The organism is Pseudomonas sp. Bout1, assembly GCF_034314165.1.
In the GTDB taxonomy this organism is placed as follows: domain Bacteria; phylum Pseudomonadota; class Gammaproteobacteria; order Pseudomonadales; family Pseudomonadaceae; genus Aquipseudomonas.
The window spans coordinates 7,000,107-7,016,505 of record NZ_JAVIWK010000001.1 but is presented as its reverse complement, the minus strand read 5'-3'; the positions used below and the strand labels follow the sequence as shown (position 1 = coordinate 7,016,505).

The window sequence follows — 16,399 nt, the reverse complement described above, 5'->3', positions numbered from 1 at the left end:
GGGGGTGAAGTGCAACTTAAACTCCATTTCTTCCCCGCCGCGTTTCCCGACGAGACGCTGCACAGCGTGATTTCTCGTTATGCCCGTCTTTGCGGTGTTCGTAATTGCCAAGCAGCATTTGCCGGACTGAAATCGGCGGCAGCTTTTTCGCAAAATGTGGCATTCCCGAGTCATTTAGGGGATTTTGTCGATGCGCTACCCAGCGGTACTGAGCTATCGGTAGCCGAGGTCCTCATGCGCCACACATTATTACCCTACTATGCGCCGTTTTTGAGGATGAGCCAGGTCGAACACGCTCGGACGCTGATGACCGCTGATGGGAAAGGCTTGATGTTGAAGCTGGGCGTCAACGCGAGCCGTATTGGATTCGCCTCCCGAGTGCGGTTATGCCCAGAATGTATCGCACAAGATCAGGCTCAACGGGGAGTCGCTTACTGGCACAGGGTCCACATGCTTCCAGGCGTGCTGGTATGTCCGCATCACGGTACGTCACTCAGGATCCTTGATCCTCGCTGGTCCAGCCGCAGCTCTCGACAACTCAATCTGCCCAATGATGAGAATGTGCAAGCACACACAGTACTTCTCGACACCCCGTTGCGGTGCATGCCACCGCTTCACGAAATAGCGTTGCGCTCACTTCAGGTCCTCGAGTCTGACGTCACTGCTTTGTCGGCGGAGGCGGTGCGCTTCACGCTTTTACACAGGGCAACGCAGCTCAACCTTGCTTCTGATAACCATCGCTTGCACCTGCACATGCTGGCGCAGCACATGGCCGATTTTTTTGCTGCACTCCCGCGAGAATGGGAGTTTTCTATACTCGGAGATGTTCGTGCAGGTACACCCGCCTCATGGGTCACGAAGCTGCTTCGTACGCCTATAACCTCTCACCATCCGCTCAAATACATTTTATTGGCCGGTGCTCTGGGCGTTGAAATGGTGAGCTTGCTTCATGGTCAATGCCCAGTGAAAGAGGCGGTGGCATGTGATCCGAAAGCTCACATTCGGCTTCACGCGCGCCTTTCTCCGGTGATGCCTGGTGAAGGCCTGGACTGTTCGTCAGCCGCTGTGTGGCAACATGCTCTTGAAGGAGCTGATGCCAAAAAGATCGCTGCCGTTCTAGGCGTTTCATCAGCGTATGTCTATCGTCACATCAGAAATGTACCCGGCGGGCAAGATGCTTGGAGGGAGGCACGATTTCACACTGAGCTATGCGCAAGACGCGCGGCTTTCGAGGCTGATTATCGATTTTACAAAGCACATGCATGCAGGGGGTATGCGTGGCTGTATCGCCACGATAAGCAGTGGCTTTCGGAGTCAACTGCAAACCCAAGCCCCCATCGTACGCCTCGTCTAAATAGCACCGAAATGTTCGCTGCCCTCGATGCGAGACTGGCCGGCGAAGTCCGTCAGTGTGCCGACGCGCTTTATGCTCTTGCGGGTAAGCCTGTCCGCATTTCGCGTACCAGGATAGGTCGGGAGCTTCATGTTCTTTCTCGCTTCGAAAAGCAGCTTTGCAAGCTTCCTCTGTGTGCAGCAATGCTCGAAAAAGTATGTGAACCAATCGAAGGCTTTCACGATAGGCGTCTGCGATGGGCTAGACGCCAATTGCTCTCAGAGGGCAAGGCTGTATCACGTTCTTCGCTCTACAGGGTCGCGAGCATTCGACCCATGCTGTAATCCAGCTGGGCATTCCCCCTCCATCTAAAAAGTTCTAAATCAATTCACCATAAACCCATTATTTTTCTGTTAATGAAAAAATTCCCCTCCAGAATAGGTCCGGCATACGCTGGATCATCACGATCAGCATGTAAACGTACTAACCCGCGATCAACGGAAATAGTTTTGCAACCGGCATGGGCTGACCTACGCGGGTTTATCGATACGTGTTTTGTATTCGAGGAATACGGGCGCGGCAGGATTTAGATGAATTCACTACGATTCAAAGTTGAGCGGCTTGTCATTTCAAATCCAGACCGGATGCAGAATTTTAGGGGTTGCATATATACTGCCCCCGGATGCACATTCTCTTCGAGCCCTACCTTTAATCGGTAAATGATGTCTGATCTATTATTTTTCCCCGTTTCGATGCCGGATGAAATGCTTTACTCTCGTGTCACCCGATATCACTATCTGTCAGGTAACAGAACCGCGACGGAAACCTATCGCGATTTGTTCGCATCGAAACCCTTTTGCATCGGTGGCATCGTACCCAAGCAGATCGAGAGGCTCGCGCACAGGCTGCCGGGGCAATCGGAGAGCAATCTCGCAGAGTTGATCAGAAGCAATACTACTTTTCCTGCTTACCGACCGTTTCTTGGGGTTAAGCAGGGGCCAGAGAACGACGTAGGGCCACTGGGTTATGACGGGGTGGTACGGGTGCCCCGCAGAGAAGAGTCCACCCATGGCAAGGCTAAGCTTTGTCCTACCTGCGTTCAGGAAGATTTGATTGAGCGGGGTTCTGCCTACTGGCATCGATCTCACCAGATACCCGGTGTTGCCGTCTGTTGGCGTCATGGCGACGCATTGATCCATGCCTGCCCCGAGTGCTCTCGCCCGTTCTACCGTAAATTGAAGCTGCTTCCCAATCTGACTGAGCCATGCGCATGCGGCTGGAGCCCGTTAAACAGCGCAGCAATACACAAGGGGTCAAAGATGGAACAGAAAGTCGCTCTGTTCGCACACGATATCCTGCAACGCAATATCCCTCCGATAGGCAGTACGGTATTAAGTTCGTGCTACGTCCGCCAATGCAAGAAACGCGGATTCATTTTCGGAAAAAATGCGGGTATCGCAAAACTATTCGACAGCATCCAAAGCGCTTACGGCGATGAGCTTTTGGCGCAGATTGATCCAGCCTACAACACCGGAAAGCATGAGCAATGGATCCGGCTCAAATCAGATAAAGGTCAGCTAAATATGCCGCTCGCGCGGCATTTGATCATTGCTCTTCATTTGTTTTCCAGTGCAGATGGCTTTGAAGAGGCTCTGAAGAATGAGTCTATTCTGCTGAGTGCCGCTGTTTCTCCGCGAGCGCCCAAAGTCGAAGAATCGCGTCTTAGTCAAAAAACTAGATATCGCCAAAAAATCGAGTTGCTTTTAGCGCTACGTACCGATGCCAATATCGAGTACCTCTGGAAGAAGGCGTACAAACCTACGCAATGGATTCTAGAAAATGATAACGCATGGTTAATGGCAAAACTCCATGCCCCTAAAAAAGCTACAGTTAAGGTCGAAAAGTCCGTCGACTCAAGAGACGACGCCTATGCAGCCCTTATCGAAGCGGGCGTAGATGAGCTGTATAAAGTTACGAAAGATCCGAAGAGAGTGAACATTCGGAATTTGCAATCGCTGCTCCCAGGTTCGTTACCTCATGAGCTGGATCTACGCAAGCAGAGGTTCCCTCTTACTTATCAACAGATCAAGATTCATCAGGAGTCAGTATGGCATTTTCGTCTAAGAACTTTGGTGTGGACTGTCTCTGAACTCATCAGGATGAAGCTCCCCGTGAATTACTCGACGGTAAGATTGACCTCAGCGGTATCAAGCAAGGTTTTCCTGGTTTTTTGCAGTTTCTTCGAGTGGGATCTGGAAAGCCTGGCAAGAACCGGGGTCGACGCGGAGGCCCTGCTCAGGTCTACCGGCGTATCGAGGAATTGGGAGGGACCACCGGTTCAAATAAGCTTTTGAGGGCATCTTTGTTCCGTCAGCGTCTGCCAACCTTTGGTGTTAACAAAAATCCCATCTGGCTTGAAAGCGTAAATGCGGGGTAGCGTCCACCTTTCACATTAGTAACCTTCGCGGCAGCTTTCTGAAAGCTTTCACTTGTTACTCTTTAACTCAGTAAATTGAGCTTTAGGAGAAAATCATGAAAGCAATGACAGCAGTGAAAGCGTTTTGCGCCGCTTCGATTTTGACCTTATCTTCATTAGCCATGGCTGAAGGTGGCGGTGACCGCGTGTATGGTCGAATGATGCAAGAGAACCAACAAGCAATGGAGCAATATGCCTCAAGGAACGGCAAGACTCCTCCTGAAGTTGTTCATTATGAATATGGTATGAACCTCGATATCCACAAGGTCGTCAGTGTCACGCAAGCCAATAAAACCTGTGGGGTTGCCCCTTCGCGCATGACCTATGAAGACTCTACGGGCAAGCTTAACACCGTGGAATATAAGGTCATGGCCGACAACTGCCCCCATGGAAGCTAGACAATGAAATTATTTAAGAACTGCATAATTCTCCTTTGTCCGAAACTAGCTTACTGCTCGCTGACGTAGAAGTAATTTTCAGGAAAGCCTGAAGTTATCCATTTTATGAAATCATTCCGTCAGTCGAAGGGTTTCTAACGTGCAGTAAACAATTGCTCGACCACCTGATACATCCCGCCTCCTTGTTTTTCCTTTGGTTTGGGAGGTGGTTTAGGCGCCCTAGTGGCGCCTTTTTTACGTTCGAAATGAGCTATGTCCTCTGCACGGCCATGACCTTCACCATGCAGGAGTGAGATTAGAAGATCAGTTTTCGGGGTATTCAGCAACGACGTGGTCTGTGCCTGCCTTTGACAAGCCGATTACGTTATACGCGTCATGTTTCCCGTCCACTTCCATTCCTGGGGAGCCGGCCGGCATGCCTGGAACGGCAATCCCGAGCAGGTCATCACGTTTGCTCATCGCAATGATTTGCTCGGCGGGCACGTGACCTTCAACAAACTTTCCGTTGATGGTTGCTGTGTGACAGGACGAGAGCTCAGGAGAAATCCCGAGACCGCGCTTGATCGCGCTCATGTTGGTTTCCACGTGATCAACGACGGTAAAGCCGCTGGCTTCAAGGTGCTGGACCCATTTCTTGCAGCATCCGCAATTAGCGTCGCGATGTACATCGATCGTCAATGGCTCTGCTGCGTGACTGGCTGAACTGATGAACAGAGCCACGAGAGCAGCGAGACGAAGTGCCCGTCTGCGACGAAGAGAATTATTTCGCATGGGTATGTTCCTTCCCATCAGTATGTGTATGTGATTTGGGCTGTACGGTTGGAGTCGGGGCCGCGTCATCTGAAGCTTCCCTACCCTTATGATCGGCGTGGTCCGCAGGCTCCTTTGCAGACGGCGCTGCGGAGGGGCCATGGGCATGTGCCGTGTTTTTCTCGTCATCATTAGCGCGGACTTCCGCCCTTTGGTTGGCAGCACCTGCGCCACTTTGCCCCTGGGTCGTTCCATGTTGACCCTCATGGTTGTGCATCACGCTTTCGCCACCACCGTGTTGATGGCCACCGCTACTCGTGATCAGGGCTTTGTATTGCTCTGTATCAAGTGACGGAAGCTGCTGGAGAAATGCGACCATCCCCTATATGTACGGATCGGCCATGCTTTTGCCCCACGCGGGCATGCCGGTGGATTTGATGCCGTGCTTGATGATCCAAAAAGCTGCGGCTGGGTGCCCATCGACGCCCAGTTTTGAAAGGTTCGGAGGTGCGGGGTAAAGGCTGTTACTCAGTTCGGTGCCTGTAAGGCCCGGAGCCAAATGGCAACCGACACACATCGAGTTGTAGTTGCCAGCACCTTCACGGATGAGGGCTTCTTGGCTCAGGTCGGGGACCTGAATGTCGCGCGAGCGCACTTCGATCGAGCGATCCCGAGCAATAGAAAGTAGCGCGTAGACAGGGGCAGAGTGGGGATCATCCGCCCCGACATTGATCACGCCGAAATATACCACGCCGGCAGCCGCTGCTACGGTGGCCAGACCAGCAGCTATCAGTGCCTTCAGTGTAATCTTCATGCCCGGTTCTCAGAACCACATCCGGATACCGGCGACAAAGCGTGCCTCGCTGGCATCTTCACCTTCCTCACGTGCAAAGTCTGCCGTATTGCCATAGGAACGGCTCCAACTCACCCCGATATAAGGGGCAAATTGGCGGACAATCTCATAACGCAATCGGAGCCCCACTTCGGTGTTGGCTAATCCGGACCCGATGCCGCGCTGAGGGTCATTCTTCCCATAAAAATTGACCTCGGCCGTCGGCTGCAAGATCAATCGATTCGTCAGCAGAATGTCGTAATCGCCTTCCAGTCGAGCAGCCGATTGACCGTTCTCACCGATGTAGGCAGTCGCTTCGGCCTCGAAGTTGTAGAGGGCCATGCCCTGAATGCCGAGTGCGGCCCAGGTTTGAGGAGACCCTGGTTTGAAATCCTGTCGTACACCGGTGACGACGTCCCACCACGGTCCGATGGAGTGCCCCCAGAGCGCGGATAATTCAGCACTTTCCGTCACGCCATTGGTACGTTCGCCTTCCGAGCGCAACCACAGTCGATCAATGTCACCGCCGATCCATCCTTTCGCATCCCAAGCCAACGCACTACCGTTGTCAGCATCCTGGTATTCAAACTTATCCAGCAGCATGAAAGAGTTGATTGTTTTGTCGTGGACACCATGACCAGCGACATCTGGAAAGGCGGCTGCACGGTCAGCATCGGTAAGTACGGGGACAGGGGTTCGACTGGTTGTCGTCGTCCCTTCATCCATACTTTCCATGCCGGTCATTTGACCGTCGTCCATTTTCATCTTGCTGTGGTCCATAGCCCCCATGTTGCTATGGTCCATCGCTCCCATGGAGCCATGGTTCATCTTCGAGTGATCCATCTCTTCAGCGGCGTGAGCCACGGCAAAGAAGACAGGACTCGTAGAAACTGCCAATACCATCAACGTTGGGCGTAAAAAATTCTTGGTCATGATCTCAATCCGCCTTCTTGTTTTCATGGTCATGATCCATCGACTCATGGCGCATCTTGGTATGAGGTATCGTCGCGTGATTCGGCGTTGCCTCGTTTGACGTGGTCGCAGTCTTGTTCGGCGCATCCGCAGAAGTAGCAGGTGAAGGATCACCACGTTCTTCGACTGCCAATGCTACGCAGGAGAATCCACCCATCAGGCCAAAAGCAAAGAGGCAACCGATCAGCGATTTACGATTTAGGTGTGTGCTCACAGATCGTCTCCTTTACTCATCAACCCGTACTTCACGGAACATGCCCATTTCCATATGGAAAAGCAGGTGGCAGTGATAGGCCCAGCGACCTAAAGCATCGGCGGTTACTCGATAGCTGCGCTTGGTACCCGGTGGCATGTCGATTGTGTGCTTACGTACCATGAACTTGCCGTTTTCATCTTCAAGGTCGCTCCACATTCCATGAAGGTGGATGGGGTGCGTCATCATGGTGTCGTTTACCAAGGTGATGCGAAGACGCTCCCCGTACTTGAGACGAAGGGGCTCAGCATCAGAAAATTTGATGCCGTTGAAGGACCAGGAAAACTTTTCCATGTGACCGGTCAGATGCAGCTCAATGGTGCGATTGGGCTCTCGGCCATCAGGGTCCTGGAAAGTGCTCTTCAGATCTGAGTAAGTGAGCACCCGTCGACCGTTGTTCCGCAAACCGATACCTGGATCGTTCAGTTTTGGCGTTGGGTTCATGGCCTGCATGTCAACCAACGGGTTGTTGGTTTCGGACGCTGGGTGAGATTGCATCTCGCCTCCCATACCGCCCATCCCTGCCATCTGGCTGTGGTCCATGCCGGCCATGTCGGACATGTCGCCTTTGTCCATCCCCGCCATCTTGCTGTGGTCCATGCCGGCCATGTTGGACATGTCACCTTTGTCCATACCTGCCATCTTGCTATGGTCCATGCCGGCCATGTTGGTCATGTCACCACTGCCCATGCCGGTCATCCCGGTCATGTCACCTTGGTCCATTCCCTGCATCTTGCTGTGATCCATGCCAGCCATACCTGACATGTCACCCTGTTTCATATCGCCGCCGCCCATGCCAGCCATGCTGCCATGGTCCATGCCAGCCATACCGCCCATGCCCATGTCATCCATGGTCAACAGCGGACGCGGATCGATCGCCGGTACCGGTGCTTTCAGTCCTTCACGAACTGCCAAGGTCCCCCGCGCATAGCCGGTTCTATCCATGGACTGGGCAAAGATTGTGTAAGCCTCCTCGGTGGCAGGCTCAACAATCACATCATAGGTTTCTGCCACGGCGATTCGGAATTCATCGACACTGACTGGTTGGACATATTGGCCGTCGGCCGCCACCACGGTCATTTTCAAACCAGGAATGCGAACATCGAAATAGCTCATCGCTGAGCCATTGATAAAGCGCAGGCGTAGCTTCTCGCCAGGCTTAAAAATACCGGTCCAGTTGCCGTTCGGCGCTTGGCCATTCATGAGGTAGGTGTAAGTATCCTCGCTGACGTCTGCCAGATCAGTTGGGTTCATTTTCATTTCGGCCCACATTTTCCGGTCGGCGACGGCAGCAGACCAACCTTGCTTGCTGACGTCGTCGATGAAGTCGCCCACGGTACGTTTGTGGTGGTTGTAGTAGTCCGATTGTTTCTTGAGTTTGGCCATGACGCGCCCAGGATCCTCATCGGTCCAGTCAGTCAGCATCACCACATAGTCGCGATTGTATTGAAACGGCTCAGGCTCTTTCGAATCGATGACTATTGGCCCGTAAACACCTGCCTGCTCTTGCAACCCAGAATGGCTGTGGTACCAGTACGTGCCGTTTTGATGCACCTTGAACTTGTATTCGTACATGCCGTCGGGCGCGATGCCGTGGAAGCTCAAACCCGGTACGCCATCCATGTTGGCAGGCAAAATAATGCCGTGCCAGTGGATGGAGGTGTCTTGATCCAGACGGTTCTTCACGCGCAGAGTGACCGTCTCCCCTTCGCGCCAACGCAGCAAAGGCCCCGGCAACGAGCCATTGATGGTCATGGCTGTGCGCGGCGAGCCAGTGATGTTTACCGGCGTTTCACCAATAAACAGATCAAATTCGTTGCCGGTGAGGACGCTCGGCAGGCCGGGACTGGTCACTGCCCATACAGGAGTGCGCCACAGACCAAGGCCACCAAGGATGCCGCCGGCGGCCAGGCCTTTAACGAATGTCCGTCTAGAGGTTTTGGAATGCATGCCGTTTATTTCCAATCAGTCAAAAGGGAGCCGTTCAAATCAACCCGTGAGTTGGCAAGATGAGCTTCGCGTACCGAAAAAAAGACGAATTTTTCATTGCAAGCGAGCTCAGAAATTGCCACATCTAAACCACCTTCGTGATTACATTTCTGTCAGCTTGGCCGCGTGCCTGATCGTTCAGCAGTTTTTATGGTCCATCGCTTTGGCTTTGCTTTCAGCGACAGGCGGTTGAGCGCTCTGCGTTTGAGCTACCTGGTACGATTCCATCGAATTCGTCCTGGCCACTTCCATACGTGCGAAAGTCCGGTCACCACCGCCTTCAGCCATGGCCAGAGTGGAAACAGTCAGCGCTGCGACGACGAACAAGGTTTTGATGGTGTTCATATGGGCTACCTCAGATGTGTGAAAATATCCCCTCTGAATCACATCATGGATTGGACTCTTTGGGGGTGAGCAAAAGACTCAGTTGGACTATAAGAGACACCCCCTGTCAGGAAGCTTAGGCCAATATTACAGTTGTGTCAGTTTGGAATATTTTTCTTGAAGTACACGCTATTTAATACGTATGGTCTCCATCTTTTCGCATTGCGCGACTTTTATTGAATATAAGATTGAAGTGTAATCATTGCTTTGGGTTCCATTAATTCTCACGGAGGCGATGTTCTAGGTCTCTGCATTAAAATTAATAGGAGACTTGAATGCTCTGCTGCAACAGCTGGGTGTTCAATGATCAAAGAAGATAGTAATGCCACCGAGGGTGATTAATTGTGAGTATTAATTTTGAGAAAGCATTAGGCTCCGCAGAAAGAGCGTTAGTTTATCGTGGCCAAAGAGCTGAGATCTTAAGTAACAATATCGCGAACGCTGACACTCCGAACTTCAAAGCCCAAGACTTGGATTTTTCTACTGTGCTCGCCAGCCAAACCAAAGAACCTGCTACCACTGCGTTTTCTTTGAAAACAACAAACGCAAAGCATTTTCTTAAGAAAGAATCGGCGGTGGCTATATACGGGCGCGACTTGCTTTACAGCACGCCGGCTCAGCCTGCCTTGGACCAAAATACTGTCGATCAGCAGGTCGAGGTCGCGAAATACACGGAAAACGCGATACGTTTCGATGCCGCTTTTACTCGGCTAAATGGAGCATTCAAGGGTTTGCTCAAAGCTCTGCGCGGTGACTAGCAGCATAGGCGCATGCGAGCCAACTTTGGCCGATACAGCGGCTCAGGTACTTTCGGATTCAAAGGTATTCACCATCAGACGACGCTCTACTCAGGAGCAGGCGTCTCCATTCAATGGCTGATCTTGGAAGGAAAACCAACAGCCTCCACAGCTTTACGGAGCTGTTCAGCGTTTTCGCTACTTTCAACACTCACCTTACCGGTTGATCGATCGACGGAGACCGTAGCGTTGTCGTCCAGTGCCTGGATCGCTCTGGTGATTTTGCCGACGCAGCTGCCGCAACCAATGCCTGATACATCTAAGACGACCATGTGAATTACCCTCGTGCTGAGCGGTGTCTTTTCCCCGCAGCGACAGCATCGACGTTGACACCATGGCAAGGTCAACGATTATCTAATCAAAGCCGTGAGCGCAGATTTCGAGAAGTTTTACGGGACTTGACCACTCGGCTGCTAATTAGCTCGCTACCATTTGAACGGTTTCCAGGAGTGCGCCCTATTGTTCTCGTCGGTAAAGGTCGGCTAACGGCAACATTGCGGCTCTCTCGCTTGATCCAACGATTTTGTATGCCTCTCGTTTCGCCAACGGCTTTGATCTGTCCTCCCGCGAACCTTGCATAGGTATAGGGGGGAGGCCTATCATGCGACCCTATATAGGTAGGGGGGGTATAGCGTGGGTCATATCGCATCACACAAAGACGATCTTCTTAAACGTGTAAAACGTATTGCCGGGCAAATTCAAGCTGTTGAACGAGCATTGGAATCGGACTTCGACTGCGCCAAGACACTACATCTTGTTGCGGCCACTCGGGGTGCCATCAACGGGCTGATGGAGGAGATCATCGAGGATCACGCACGAGCACATGTCGCGAACCCCGCGCTCAGCGAAGAAGAGCGTAACAAGGGCGTCGAAGAGCTTCTTGAAGCTATCCGCCGGTACTCCAAGTGAATGCATCCAGGTAAACACGTATGAGCAGGACCGACATCGATTACACACACGACCACGTGTTTCTAGGCTCAGCGCACGATGAGAATGCCAAGCGTACGCTTTGGGTTGTAGCACTCACGGTGGTAATGATGATCGGGGAGATCACCGCCGGCTATATCACGGGTTCGATGGCGTTACTGGCCGATGGCTTCCACATGGCAACCCATGCCGGCGCATTGGGCATCGCGGCGGCCGCTTACGGATACGCAAAACGCCACGCTACCAGCCAGCGCTACAGTTTCGGTACAGGAAAGGTTGGAGACTTGGGCGGGTTCGCCTCGGCGCTGATTCTTGGCATGATTTCGTTGGGCATTGGCGTTGAATCGTTCATGCGTTTGTTGCAGCCAACACCGGTTCAGTTTGGCACCGCGACCCTCATCGCCGTTGTCGGTTTGCTCGTCAACATTGTCAGTGCCCTGCTGCTGGGTCATGGGCATGGGCATGGGCATGGGCATGGGCATGGGCATGGACATGGACATGGGCACGACCACGATCACCCTCATGCCCACAACGGAAACGACAACAACTTGAGGTCCGCCTATGTCCACGTCGTTGCAGACGCGCTGACGTCGATTCTGGCCATCGCTGCCTTGCTTGCCGGTCGATATCTGGGTTGGGTGTGGCTCGACCCGGTCATGGGTATCGTCGGCGCTATCGTTATCGCGCGTTGGGCCTGGACCTTGATGGGGGTAACTGCGGGCGTGTTGCTCGATCAGACCGACGCGCACGTTGCCGAGGAAATCCGCGAACTCGTTGAGAAACCTGGTGGCGCTACCATTACAGACTTGCACGTTTGGAGGGTGGGACCTCAAGCGTGCGCGGCGATCGTCAGCGTTCTAGGTGAAGCCACTGTGAACGCCGAGAGCATTCGTGAGCGTCTCAAAACAGTTCACGAAGTCAGCCACCTGACCGTCGAGTTCCGGCAGACATGACTCAGCGCCTGTCCAGCACAACCTCTATAGGACACACCGATGCCGCCCGGTAAACGTGAACTGGCTCGGATCGAGCGCCAGTTGATCGTCACGCTCACCGACGCGTGCGAAACAGCAAAGGACGAGATAAAGGGGTTTATTTGGCTCACTCACACCGCTGACCTAAGTGCGTTGGCTGAAACCCTGAAGGTCATCTGGGTGTTCGAAACCCTGGCTGACAGGAAGCGGGCCGAGATTGACGCGAAGGCCCGCATCTTTGAGTTGACGGCGATCGCCTTGAAAGAGGCCAATCTTGACCTGCCTGTTTCAGACCGCAATGTCCGCTTTGACTCGGAGCAAGAGTGCCAACGCACGCACATAGGCGACTGGAAACGTCGCGTGGCTCAACTACATAAAGCTAAGGGGGACTGACCATGGCAAAAGAAATCGAGAATCCTTGTATCTCGGTTTGCCAACTCAGTGGTGATCTGTGTGTGAGCTGCGGGCGGAATAAGGAAGACATCAGAAAGTGGAAGCGCATGAAGCGGCCCGAAAAAATGGCCGCTGTGCAAAGGGCGAATGCGCGCTTAAAGGGATTGAAGAAAGCACATGGATCGCCATTCCCCCCGAGTTAAAACCGCTGCAATTTTGAAGGTCAGTCAACTCGGGTATTCCTCAGCCTCAATGCATTGAAAACTACCGACGCGGAACTGACGCTCATGGCTATGGCAGCGATCATTGGCGACAGGAGGTGCCCCGTCAATGGATAGAGCAAACCAGCGGCAAGAGGTATACCCATTGAGTTGTAGAGAAAAGCAAAGCCCAAATTCTGGCGCATGTTTTTAACTGTGGCGACCGAAAGAGCTCGTGCTCGTAAGATCCCCATCAGGTCACCTTTGACCAGCGTGAGTTGCGCGCTATTCATCGCCACGTCAGTCCCCGTTCCCATGGCTATCCCCACATCTGCTCGCGCCAGGGCCGGAGCATCGTTGATACCGTCACCTGCCATGGCCACTTTTCGCCCGTGTTGCTGTAGGTCTGCCACCAGACGTTCCTTGTCTTGGGGTTTGACTTCACCGTGGACCTCTTCAATCCCCATCTCCCTGGCGACAGCCCGAGCGGTAGTAAGCCCGTCCCCAGTAGCCATGATGATTTTCACGTTGTGAGCCTTAAGCTTGGTGACGGCCTCTTTTGAGGTTGGCTTGATCGGATCTGATACGGCCAACAAACCTGCCAATGCGCCGTCGACGGCGAGGTAGATAATACTGATGCCGTCAAGTCGCAACACCTCAGCGCGCTCTTGTAGGGAGTTGGTGCTCACGCCTGCGGCTTCCATCAACGCTGTGTTCCCCAGCTGGAGCTTCTTGCCATCGACAACGCCACTGACGCCGATACCCGAATCCGACTCAAAGGATTCGGGCTTGGTGAGCTTTATGTTCTCGGCTCGGGCGTGATCGACGATCGCATGTGCTAAAGGATGCTCACTGCCCTGATCAAGGCTGGCAGCCAGGTGAAGGACGTCGTCGGGATTGAAGGTGGGAGTGGCCTCCACGCTGTGAAACACGGGCCGTCCCTCTGTCAGGGTGCCTGTCTTGTCGACAATCAGCGTGTCGATTCTGCAAAGGCTTTCAATTGCACTGGCATCTCTGAACAAAACACCCATGCTGGCTGCTTTACCTGTCGACACCATGATCGACATAGGCGTAGCAAGTCCCAACGCACAGGGACAAGCGATGATCAGCACGGCGACAGCGTTGATTAGACCAAACACCCAACTGGGCTCAGGGCCGAAAAGCCCCCAACCGATAAATGTCATTATCGCAATCGCGATAACACCCATCACGAAGTAGCCGGCAATCGAGTCGGCCATTCGTTGCATCGGCGCCTTGGAACGCTGAGCTCTCGCGACCATCTGTACGATCTGGGACAGCATGGTTTCGGCACCGACCTTCTGGGCCTCCATCACCAGGCTCCCATGCGTATTCAGCGTGGCGCCGATCAGGCTATCTCCAGCTTTCTTCATTACCGGGACTGGCTCGCCAGTGAGCATCGACTCATCCACCGCACTTTCACCCTCAAGTACCGAACCATCAACTGGCACCTTTTCACCCGGTCTGACCCGTAAGTGGTCTCCCAGGTGCACATGTGTGAGAGGAATGTCTTCCTCCTGGCCATCGGCATTGATCCGGCGTGCAGTTTTGGGCGAAAGGCCGAGAAGAGACTTAATGGCGGCGGAAGTTTGTGATCGGGCTTTGAGCTCAAGGATCTGGCCAAGCAACGTGAGCGAGATGATGACCGCTGCCGCTTCGAAGTAAACGCCGATACGTCCATCTTGCATGAAATTGGAGGGAAAACTTTGGGGGAAGAGCGTTGCTATGACGCTGTACAGATAAGCTGCGGCGGTGCCCAACCCAATCAGAGTCCACATGTTGGGACTGCGATTTTTAACCGAGGCCAGTCCCCTTACAAAAAAAGGCCATCCTGCCCATAAGGTCACGGGTGTCGCCAGAGCGAACTCGATCCAGTTTTGAGCCGAACCATGAAGAAGTTGTAACGAGTGACCCGCCATCGCGAGCACGGTTACGACCACGGTTAAGGGCAGCGACCACCAGAAGCGGCGATTGAAATCCCGGAGTTCAGGATTTTCTTCTTCATCAAGCGCCGGCATGACAGGCTCTAGTGCCATGCCACATTTAGGACAGTTACCGGGGCCGGTCTGCCGTATTTCAGGATGCATCGGGCACGTAAATTCAGTGCCCGTTTGTACCGCAGACTCCGGCGTTGTGCTGCCTGACTCGTTGCGCACCACGTGGCCACTGTAGCGCTCAGGGTCCGCTCGAAACTTCTCCTGACATTTCAGGCTACAGAACCGATACGTCTGTCCTTGGTAAGTCTCAGCAAATTTACTCGACGAAGTGACTGCCATTCCACACACCGGGTCATGTAGATCAGCATCATCCCGGGAAGCAGCATGGGTGTGATTATGGTCGTGATGGCCAGAGGTGGTAGGCATGTCTATTCCCCTTGTAAGGTGCTACTAGAAATGAGCATATTCAGTACAACGCTGATTTGCGGCTCCACAGTGGTGCGGTGATGTTTCCGCACGGACCCCGGCTGAGAAGCGTTGCTATGTTACTTGCGACTTAGCGTAGCCAACTCTTGCGTCGGGCCGGCAGAAACAGCCGACTCCGGTTTATTTCAGATCAAATTCGCCGACCATTCCCGATTGGTAATGCCCCGGCACGTTGCAGGCAAACTGAAGCCCTGCACTGTCGTTGAAGGTCCAGATCAGCTCTTGGGTTGAGCCAGGCTCAATCAGGACACTGTTAGGGTCGTCATGCTCCATTGCGACCATCTTCATTCCGCCCATGCCGTGGCTCATGCCGCTCATCTTCCCGGTACCGGTAGGGCTTAATGTTCCGTTCTTGAACATGCTTGCCATTTCTTTCTGGTGTGCTGCATGAGCAGCGGCTTTGCCGATGTTGAACTCATGCAGCAGCGAACCCTCGTTGCGAAGGACAAAGCGGATTGTTTCACCAGGTTTTACGTCGATGCTTTTAGGCTTGAAAAAAATGTCGCCCATCTCGACCTCTACAGTGCGGGTAACGTCAGAGGCCACACCAGGCTGGCCTATGTCGTCTTGTCCATGCCCAGCATTAGCCATAGCCGTAGCAGCGAAAAAAAGGGTCATTGCTGCGATGAACGGGGTAGCGAGCGTAGTTTTCATGGTGACCTCAGGAATACGTGGGAACATTGGCTATGCTAATGATGCTCAGCTGCCAGCTAACTGACTTGGGCATTACTTCTTTGTCAGTTTTCTAAATAGATACGGCGTCCAATTGACGCCGCAACAAGATGCTGACAAGTACTTATCCTGGGGGCGTTTATTGATGGTTTTCTGAAAGCATCAATTTGTGCTCGCGCTGCATCTGGCGCAAAACGTCGTCAACAATTTTGTCGTGCTTCTCCATCCAGGCTAGATGCTGTTGGGGTGACATTGAGGCATCTGGGTGATCGTTGTGGAGCTGGCTCATGATGTCGCCAAGCATCTTCATGTGTTCTGCCATGTGGACGTGACGCTCTCCTTCAGGGGCTTGTTCAGCTTTCATCAACGTGGCCTCGGCCTTGTCGCGCAAACCTTCCATACGCTCAATCACACGATCTCCGCCGCTTTCAGCCCACACAGAAGCCGAGACCAGTATCGAGCTTACAAAAAACAGCATTTTCAGGTGGTTCATCGGGGTAGCTCCTCATGAGGGAATCCGACTTCCATACGATTCATCGCTCAGAGGTCGGTCGAGCACCAATGAAGTGCTCATGTCTGAACCCTAGCCAGCACTCGCTGACATCTACCTG

General features: G+C 53.2%; 17 protein-coding genes and 1 pseudogene. 8 read left to right on the top strand and 10 right to left on the bottom strand.

Annotated features, from left to right (window positions below):
• Positions 1-9: 9 nt before the first annotated feature.
• The 3 genes from RGV33_RS32560 (at position 10) to RGV33_RS32550 (ending at position 4,207) form a co-directional block, all read left to right on the top strand.
• Positions 10-1,677, top strand: a complete 1,668-nt coding sequence (locus RGV33_RS32560) for a TnsD family Tn7-like transposition protein (protein ID WP_082060923.1) — start codon at positions 10-12, stop codon at positions 1,675-1,677.
• Positions 1,678-2,055: 378 nt separating this feature from the next.
• Positions 2,056-3,687 carry a TniQ family protein gene (locus RGV33_RS32555; RefSeq protein ID WP_225568932.1) on the top strand — a complete coding sequence of 544 codons (1,632 nt, stop codon included), beginning with the start codon at positions 2,056-2,058 and terminating at the stop codon, positions 3,685-3,687.
• A 187-nt stretch (positions 3,688-3,874) separates the two neighbouring features.
• On the top strand, positions 3,875-4,207 hold the full coding sequence (locus tag RGV33_RS32550; RefSeq protein ID WP_032872197.1) for a DUF2790 domain-containing protein: 333 nt from the start codon (positions 3,875-3,877) through the stop codon (positions 4,205-4,207).
• A gap of 303 nt (positions 4,208-4,510) precedes the next feature.
• Here the strand turns inward: RGV33_RS32550 and RGV33_RS32545 are convergent, their stop codons facing one another.
• From RGV33_RS32545 to RGV33_RS32520, 6 genes and pseudogenes are all read right to left on the bottom strand, one after another.
• The gene (locus tag RGV33_RS32545) at positions 4,511-4,978 is read right to left on the bottom strand and encodes a DUF411 domain-containing protein (RefSeq protein ID WP_032872163.1); all 468 of its coding nucleotides are present in this window, start codon (positions 4,976-4,978) and stop codon (positions 4,511-4,513) included.
• Positions 4,968-5,771 (bottom strand): annotated as a pseudogene (locus tag RGV33_RS32540) (c-type cytochrome). The gene RGV33_RS32545 and the pseudogene RGV33_RS32540 overlap by 11 nt, the downstream one beginning before the upstream one ends.
• Positions 5,772-5,780: 9 nt before the next feature.
• Positions 5,781-6,755: a copper resistance protein B gene (locus tag RGV33_RS32535; RefSeq protein WP_019816897.1), complete on the bottom strand. Its 975-nt coding sequence runs from the start codon at positions 6,753-6,755 to the stop codon at positions 5,781-5,783.
• A complete protein-coding gene (locus tag RGV33_RS32530) occupies positions 6,727-6,975 on the bottom strand; it encodes a hypothetical protein (protein WP_131670796.1) in 249 nt (82 codons plus the stop codon). The genes RGV33_RS32535 and RGV33_RS32530 overlap by 29 nt, the downstream gene beginning before the upstream one ends.
• A gap of 12 nt (positions 6,976-6,987) precedes the next feature.
• Complete coding sequence (locus RGV33_RS32525) at positions 6,988-8,964, bottom strand: copper resistance system multicopper oxidase (RefSeq protein WP_019816896.1); 1,977 nt, start codon at positions 8,962-8,964, stop codon at positions 6,988-6,990.
• A 177-nt stretch (positions 8,965-9,141) separates the two neighbouring features.
• Positions 9,142-9,348 (bottom strand): co-regulatory protein PtrA N-terminal domain-containing protein, encoded by a 207-nt coding sequence (locus RGV33_RS32520; protein ID WP_019816895.1) that lies wholly within the window; start codon positions 9,346-9,348, stop codon positions 9,142-9,144.
• A 383-nt stretch (positions 9,349-9,731) separates the two neighbouring features.
• Here RGV33_RS32520 and flgB point away from each other — a divergent pair, with 383 nt between their 5' ends.
• Positions 9,732-10,145, top strand: a complete 414-nt coding sequence (flgB, locus tag RGV33_RS32515; protein ID WP_019816894.1) for a flagellar basal body rod protein FlgB — start codon at positions 9,732-9,734, stop codon at positions 10,143-10,145.
• A 110-nt stretch (positions 10,146-10,255) separates the two neighbouring features.
• Here the strand turns inward: flgB and RGV33_RS32510 are convergent, their stop codons facing one another.
• Positions 10,256-10,456, bottom strand: coding sequence for a heavy-metal-associated domain-containing protein (locus RGV33_RS32510; RefSeq protein WP_019816893.1), 201 nt, complete (start codon positions 10,454-10,456; stop codon positions 10,256-10,258).
• A gap of 361 nt (positions 10,457-10,817) precedes the next feature.
• Here RGV33_RS32510 and RGV33_RS32505 point away from each other — a divergent pair, with 361 nt between their 5' ends.
• Genes RGV33_RS32505 through RGV33_RS32490 form a run of 4 tightly spaced genes read left to right on the top strand, consistent with a single transcriptional unit; the run spans position 10,818 to position 12,678 of the window.
• Positions 10,818-11,093: a metal/formaldehyde-sensitive transcriptional repressor gene (locus tag RGV33_RS32505; RefSeq protein ID WP_019816892.1), complete on the top strand. Its 276-nt coding sequence runs from the start codon at positions 10,818-10,820 to the stop codon at positions 11,091-11,093.
• 20 nt (positions 11,094-11,113) lie between these two features.
• A complete protein-coding gene (dmeF, locus tag RGV33_RS32500) occupies positions 11,114-12,064 on the top strand; it encodes a CDF family Co(II)/Ni(II) efflux transporter DmeF (RefSeq protein WP_322148531.1) in 951 nt (316 codons plus the stop codon).
• A gap of 39 nt (positions 12,065-12,103) precedes the next feature.
• The gene (locus tag RGV33_RS32495; RefSeq protein WP_045061253.1) at positions 12,104-12,475 is read left to right on the top strand and encodes a hypothetical protein; all 372 of its coding nucleotides are present in this window, start codon (positions 12,104-12,106) and stop codon (positions 12,473-12,475) included.
• 2 nt (positions 12,476-12,477) lie between these two features.
• On the top strand, positions 12,478-12,678 hold the full coding sequence (locus RGV33_RS32490) for a DUF1289 domain-containing protein (RefSeq protein ID WP_019816980.1): 201 nt from the start codon (positions 12,478-12,480) through the stop codon (positions 12,676-12,678).
• Between the two features lie 20 nt (positions 12,679-12,698).
• Here RGV33_RS32490 and RGV33_RS32485 read toward each other — a convergent pair whose 3' ends face one another.
• From RGV33_RS32485 to RGV33_RS32475, 3 genes are all read right to left on the bottom strand, one after another.
• The gene (locus RGV33_RS32485) at positions 12,699-15,056 is read right to left on the bottom strand and encodes a heavy metal translocating P-type ATPase (protein WP_024014913.1); all 2,358 of its coding nucleotides are present in this window, start codon (positions 15,054-15,056) and stop codon (positions 12,699-12,701) included.
• Positions 15,057-15,236: 180 nt separating this feature from the next.
• Complete coding sequence (locus RGV33_RS32480) at positions 15,237-15,770, bottom strand: cupredoxin domain-containing protein (protein WP_019816982.1); 534 nt, start codon at positions 15,768-15,770, stop codon at positions 15,237-15,239.
• Between the two features lie 157 nt (positions 15,771-15,927).
• Positions 15,928-16,281, bottom strand: coding sequence for a co-regulatory protein PtrA N-terminal domain-containing protein (locus RGV33_RS32475; protein WP_024014911.1), 354 nt, complete (start codon positions 16,279-16,281; stop codon positions 15,928-15,930).
• Positions 16,282-16,399 lie beyond the last annotated feature (118 nt).

Bases quoted from the DNA above. Each gene is read 5' to 3' on its own strand.
- RGV33_RS32550 (WP_032872197.1), top strand. From the start codon at position 3,875: ATGACAGCAGTGAAAGCGTTTTGCGCCGCTTCGATTTTGACCTTATCT.
- RGV33_RS32485 (WP_024014913.1), bottom strand. From the start codon at position 15,056: ATGCCTACCACCTCTGGCCATCACGACCATAATCACACCCATGCTGCT.
- RGV33_RS32555 (WP_225568932.1), top strand. From the start codon at position 2,056: ATGTCTGATCTATTATTTTTCCCCGTTTCGATGCCGGATGAAATGCTT.
- RGV33_RS32480 (WP_019816982.1), bottom strand. From the start codon at position 15,770: ATGAAAACTACGCTCGCTACCCCGTTCATCGCAGCAATGACCCTTTTT.
- RGV33_RS32545 (WP_032872163.1), bottom strand. From the start codon at position 4,978: ATGCGAAATAATTCTCTTCGTCGCAGACGGGCACTTCGTCTCGCTGCT.
- RGV33_RS32475 (WP_024014911.1), bottom strand. From the start codon at position 16,281: ATGAACCACCTGAAAATGCTGTTTTTTGTAAGCTCGATACTGGTCTCG.
- RGV33_RS32520 (WP_019816895.1), bottom strand. From the start codon at position 9,348: ATGAACACCATCAAAACCTTGTTCGTCGTCGCAGCGCTGACTGTTTCC.
- RGV33_RS32535 (WP_019816897.1), bottom strand. From the start codon at position 6,755: ATGACCATGAAAACAAGAAGGCGGATTGAGATCATGACCAAGAATTTT.
- RGV33_RS32490 (WP_019816980.1), top strand. From the start codon at position 12,478: ATGGCAAAAGAAATCGAGAATCCTTGTATCTCGGTTTGCCAACTCAGT.
- RGV33_RS32510 (WP_019816893.1), bottom strand. From the start codon at position 10,456: ATGGTCGTCTTAGATGTATCAGGCATTGGTTGCGGCAGCTGCGTCGGC.
- RGV33_RS32525 (WP_019816896.1), bottom strand. From the start codon at position 8,964: ATGCATTCCAAAACCTCTAGACGGACATTCGTTAAAGGCCTGGCCGCC.
- dmeF (WP_322148531.1), top strand. From the start codon at position 11,114: ATGAGCAGGACCGACATCGATTACACACACGACCACGTGTTTCTAGGC.
- RGV33_RS32495 (WP_045061253.1), top strand. From the start codon at position 12,104: ATGCCGCCCGGTAAACGTGAACTGGCTCGGATCGAGCGCCAGTTGATC.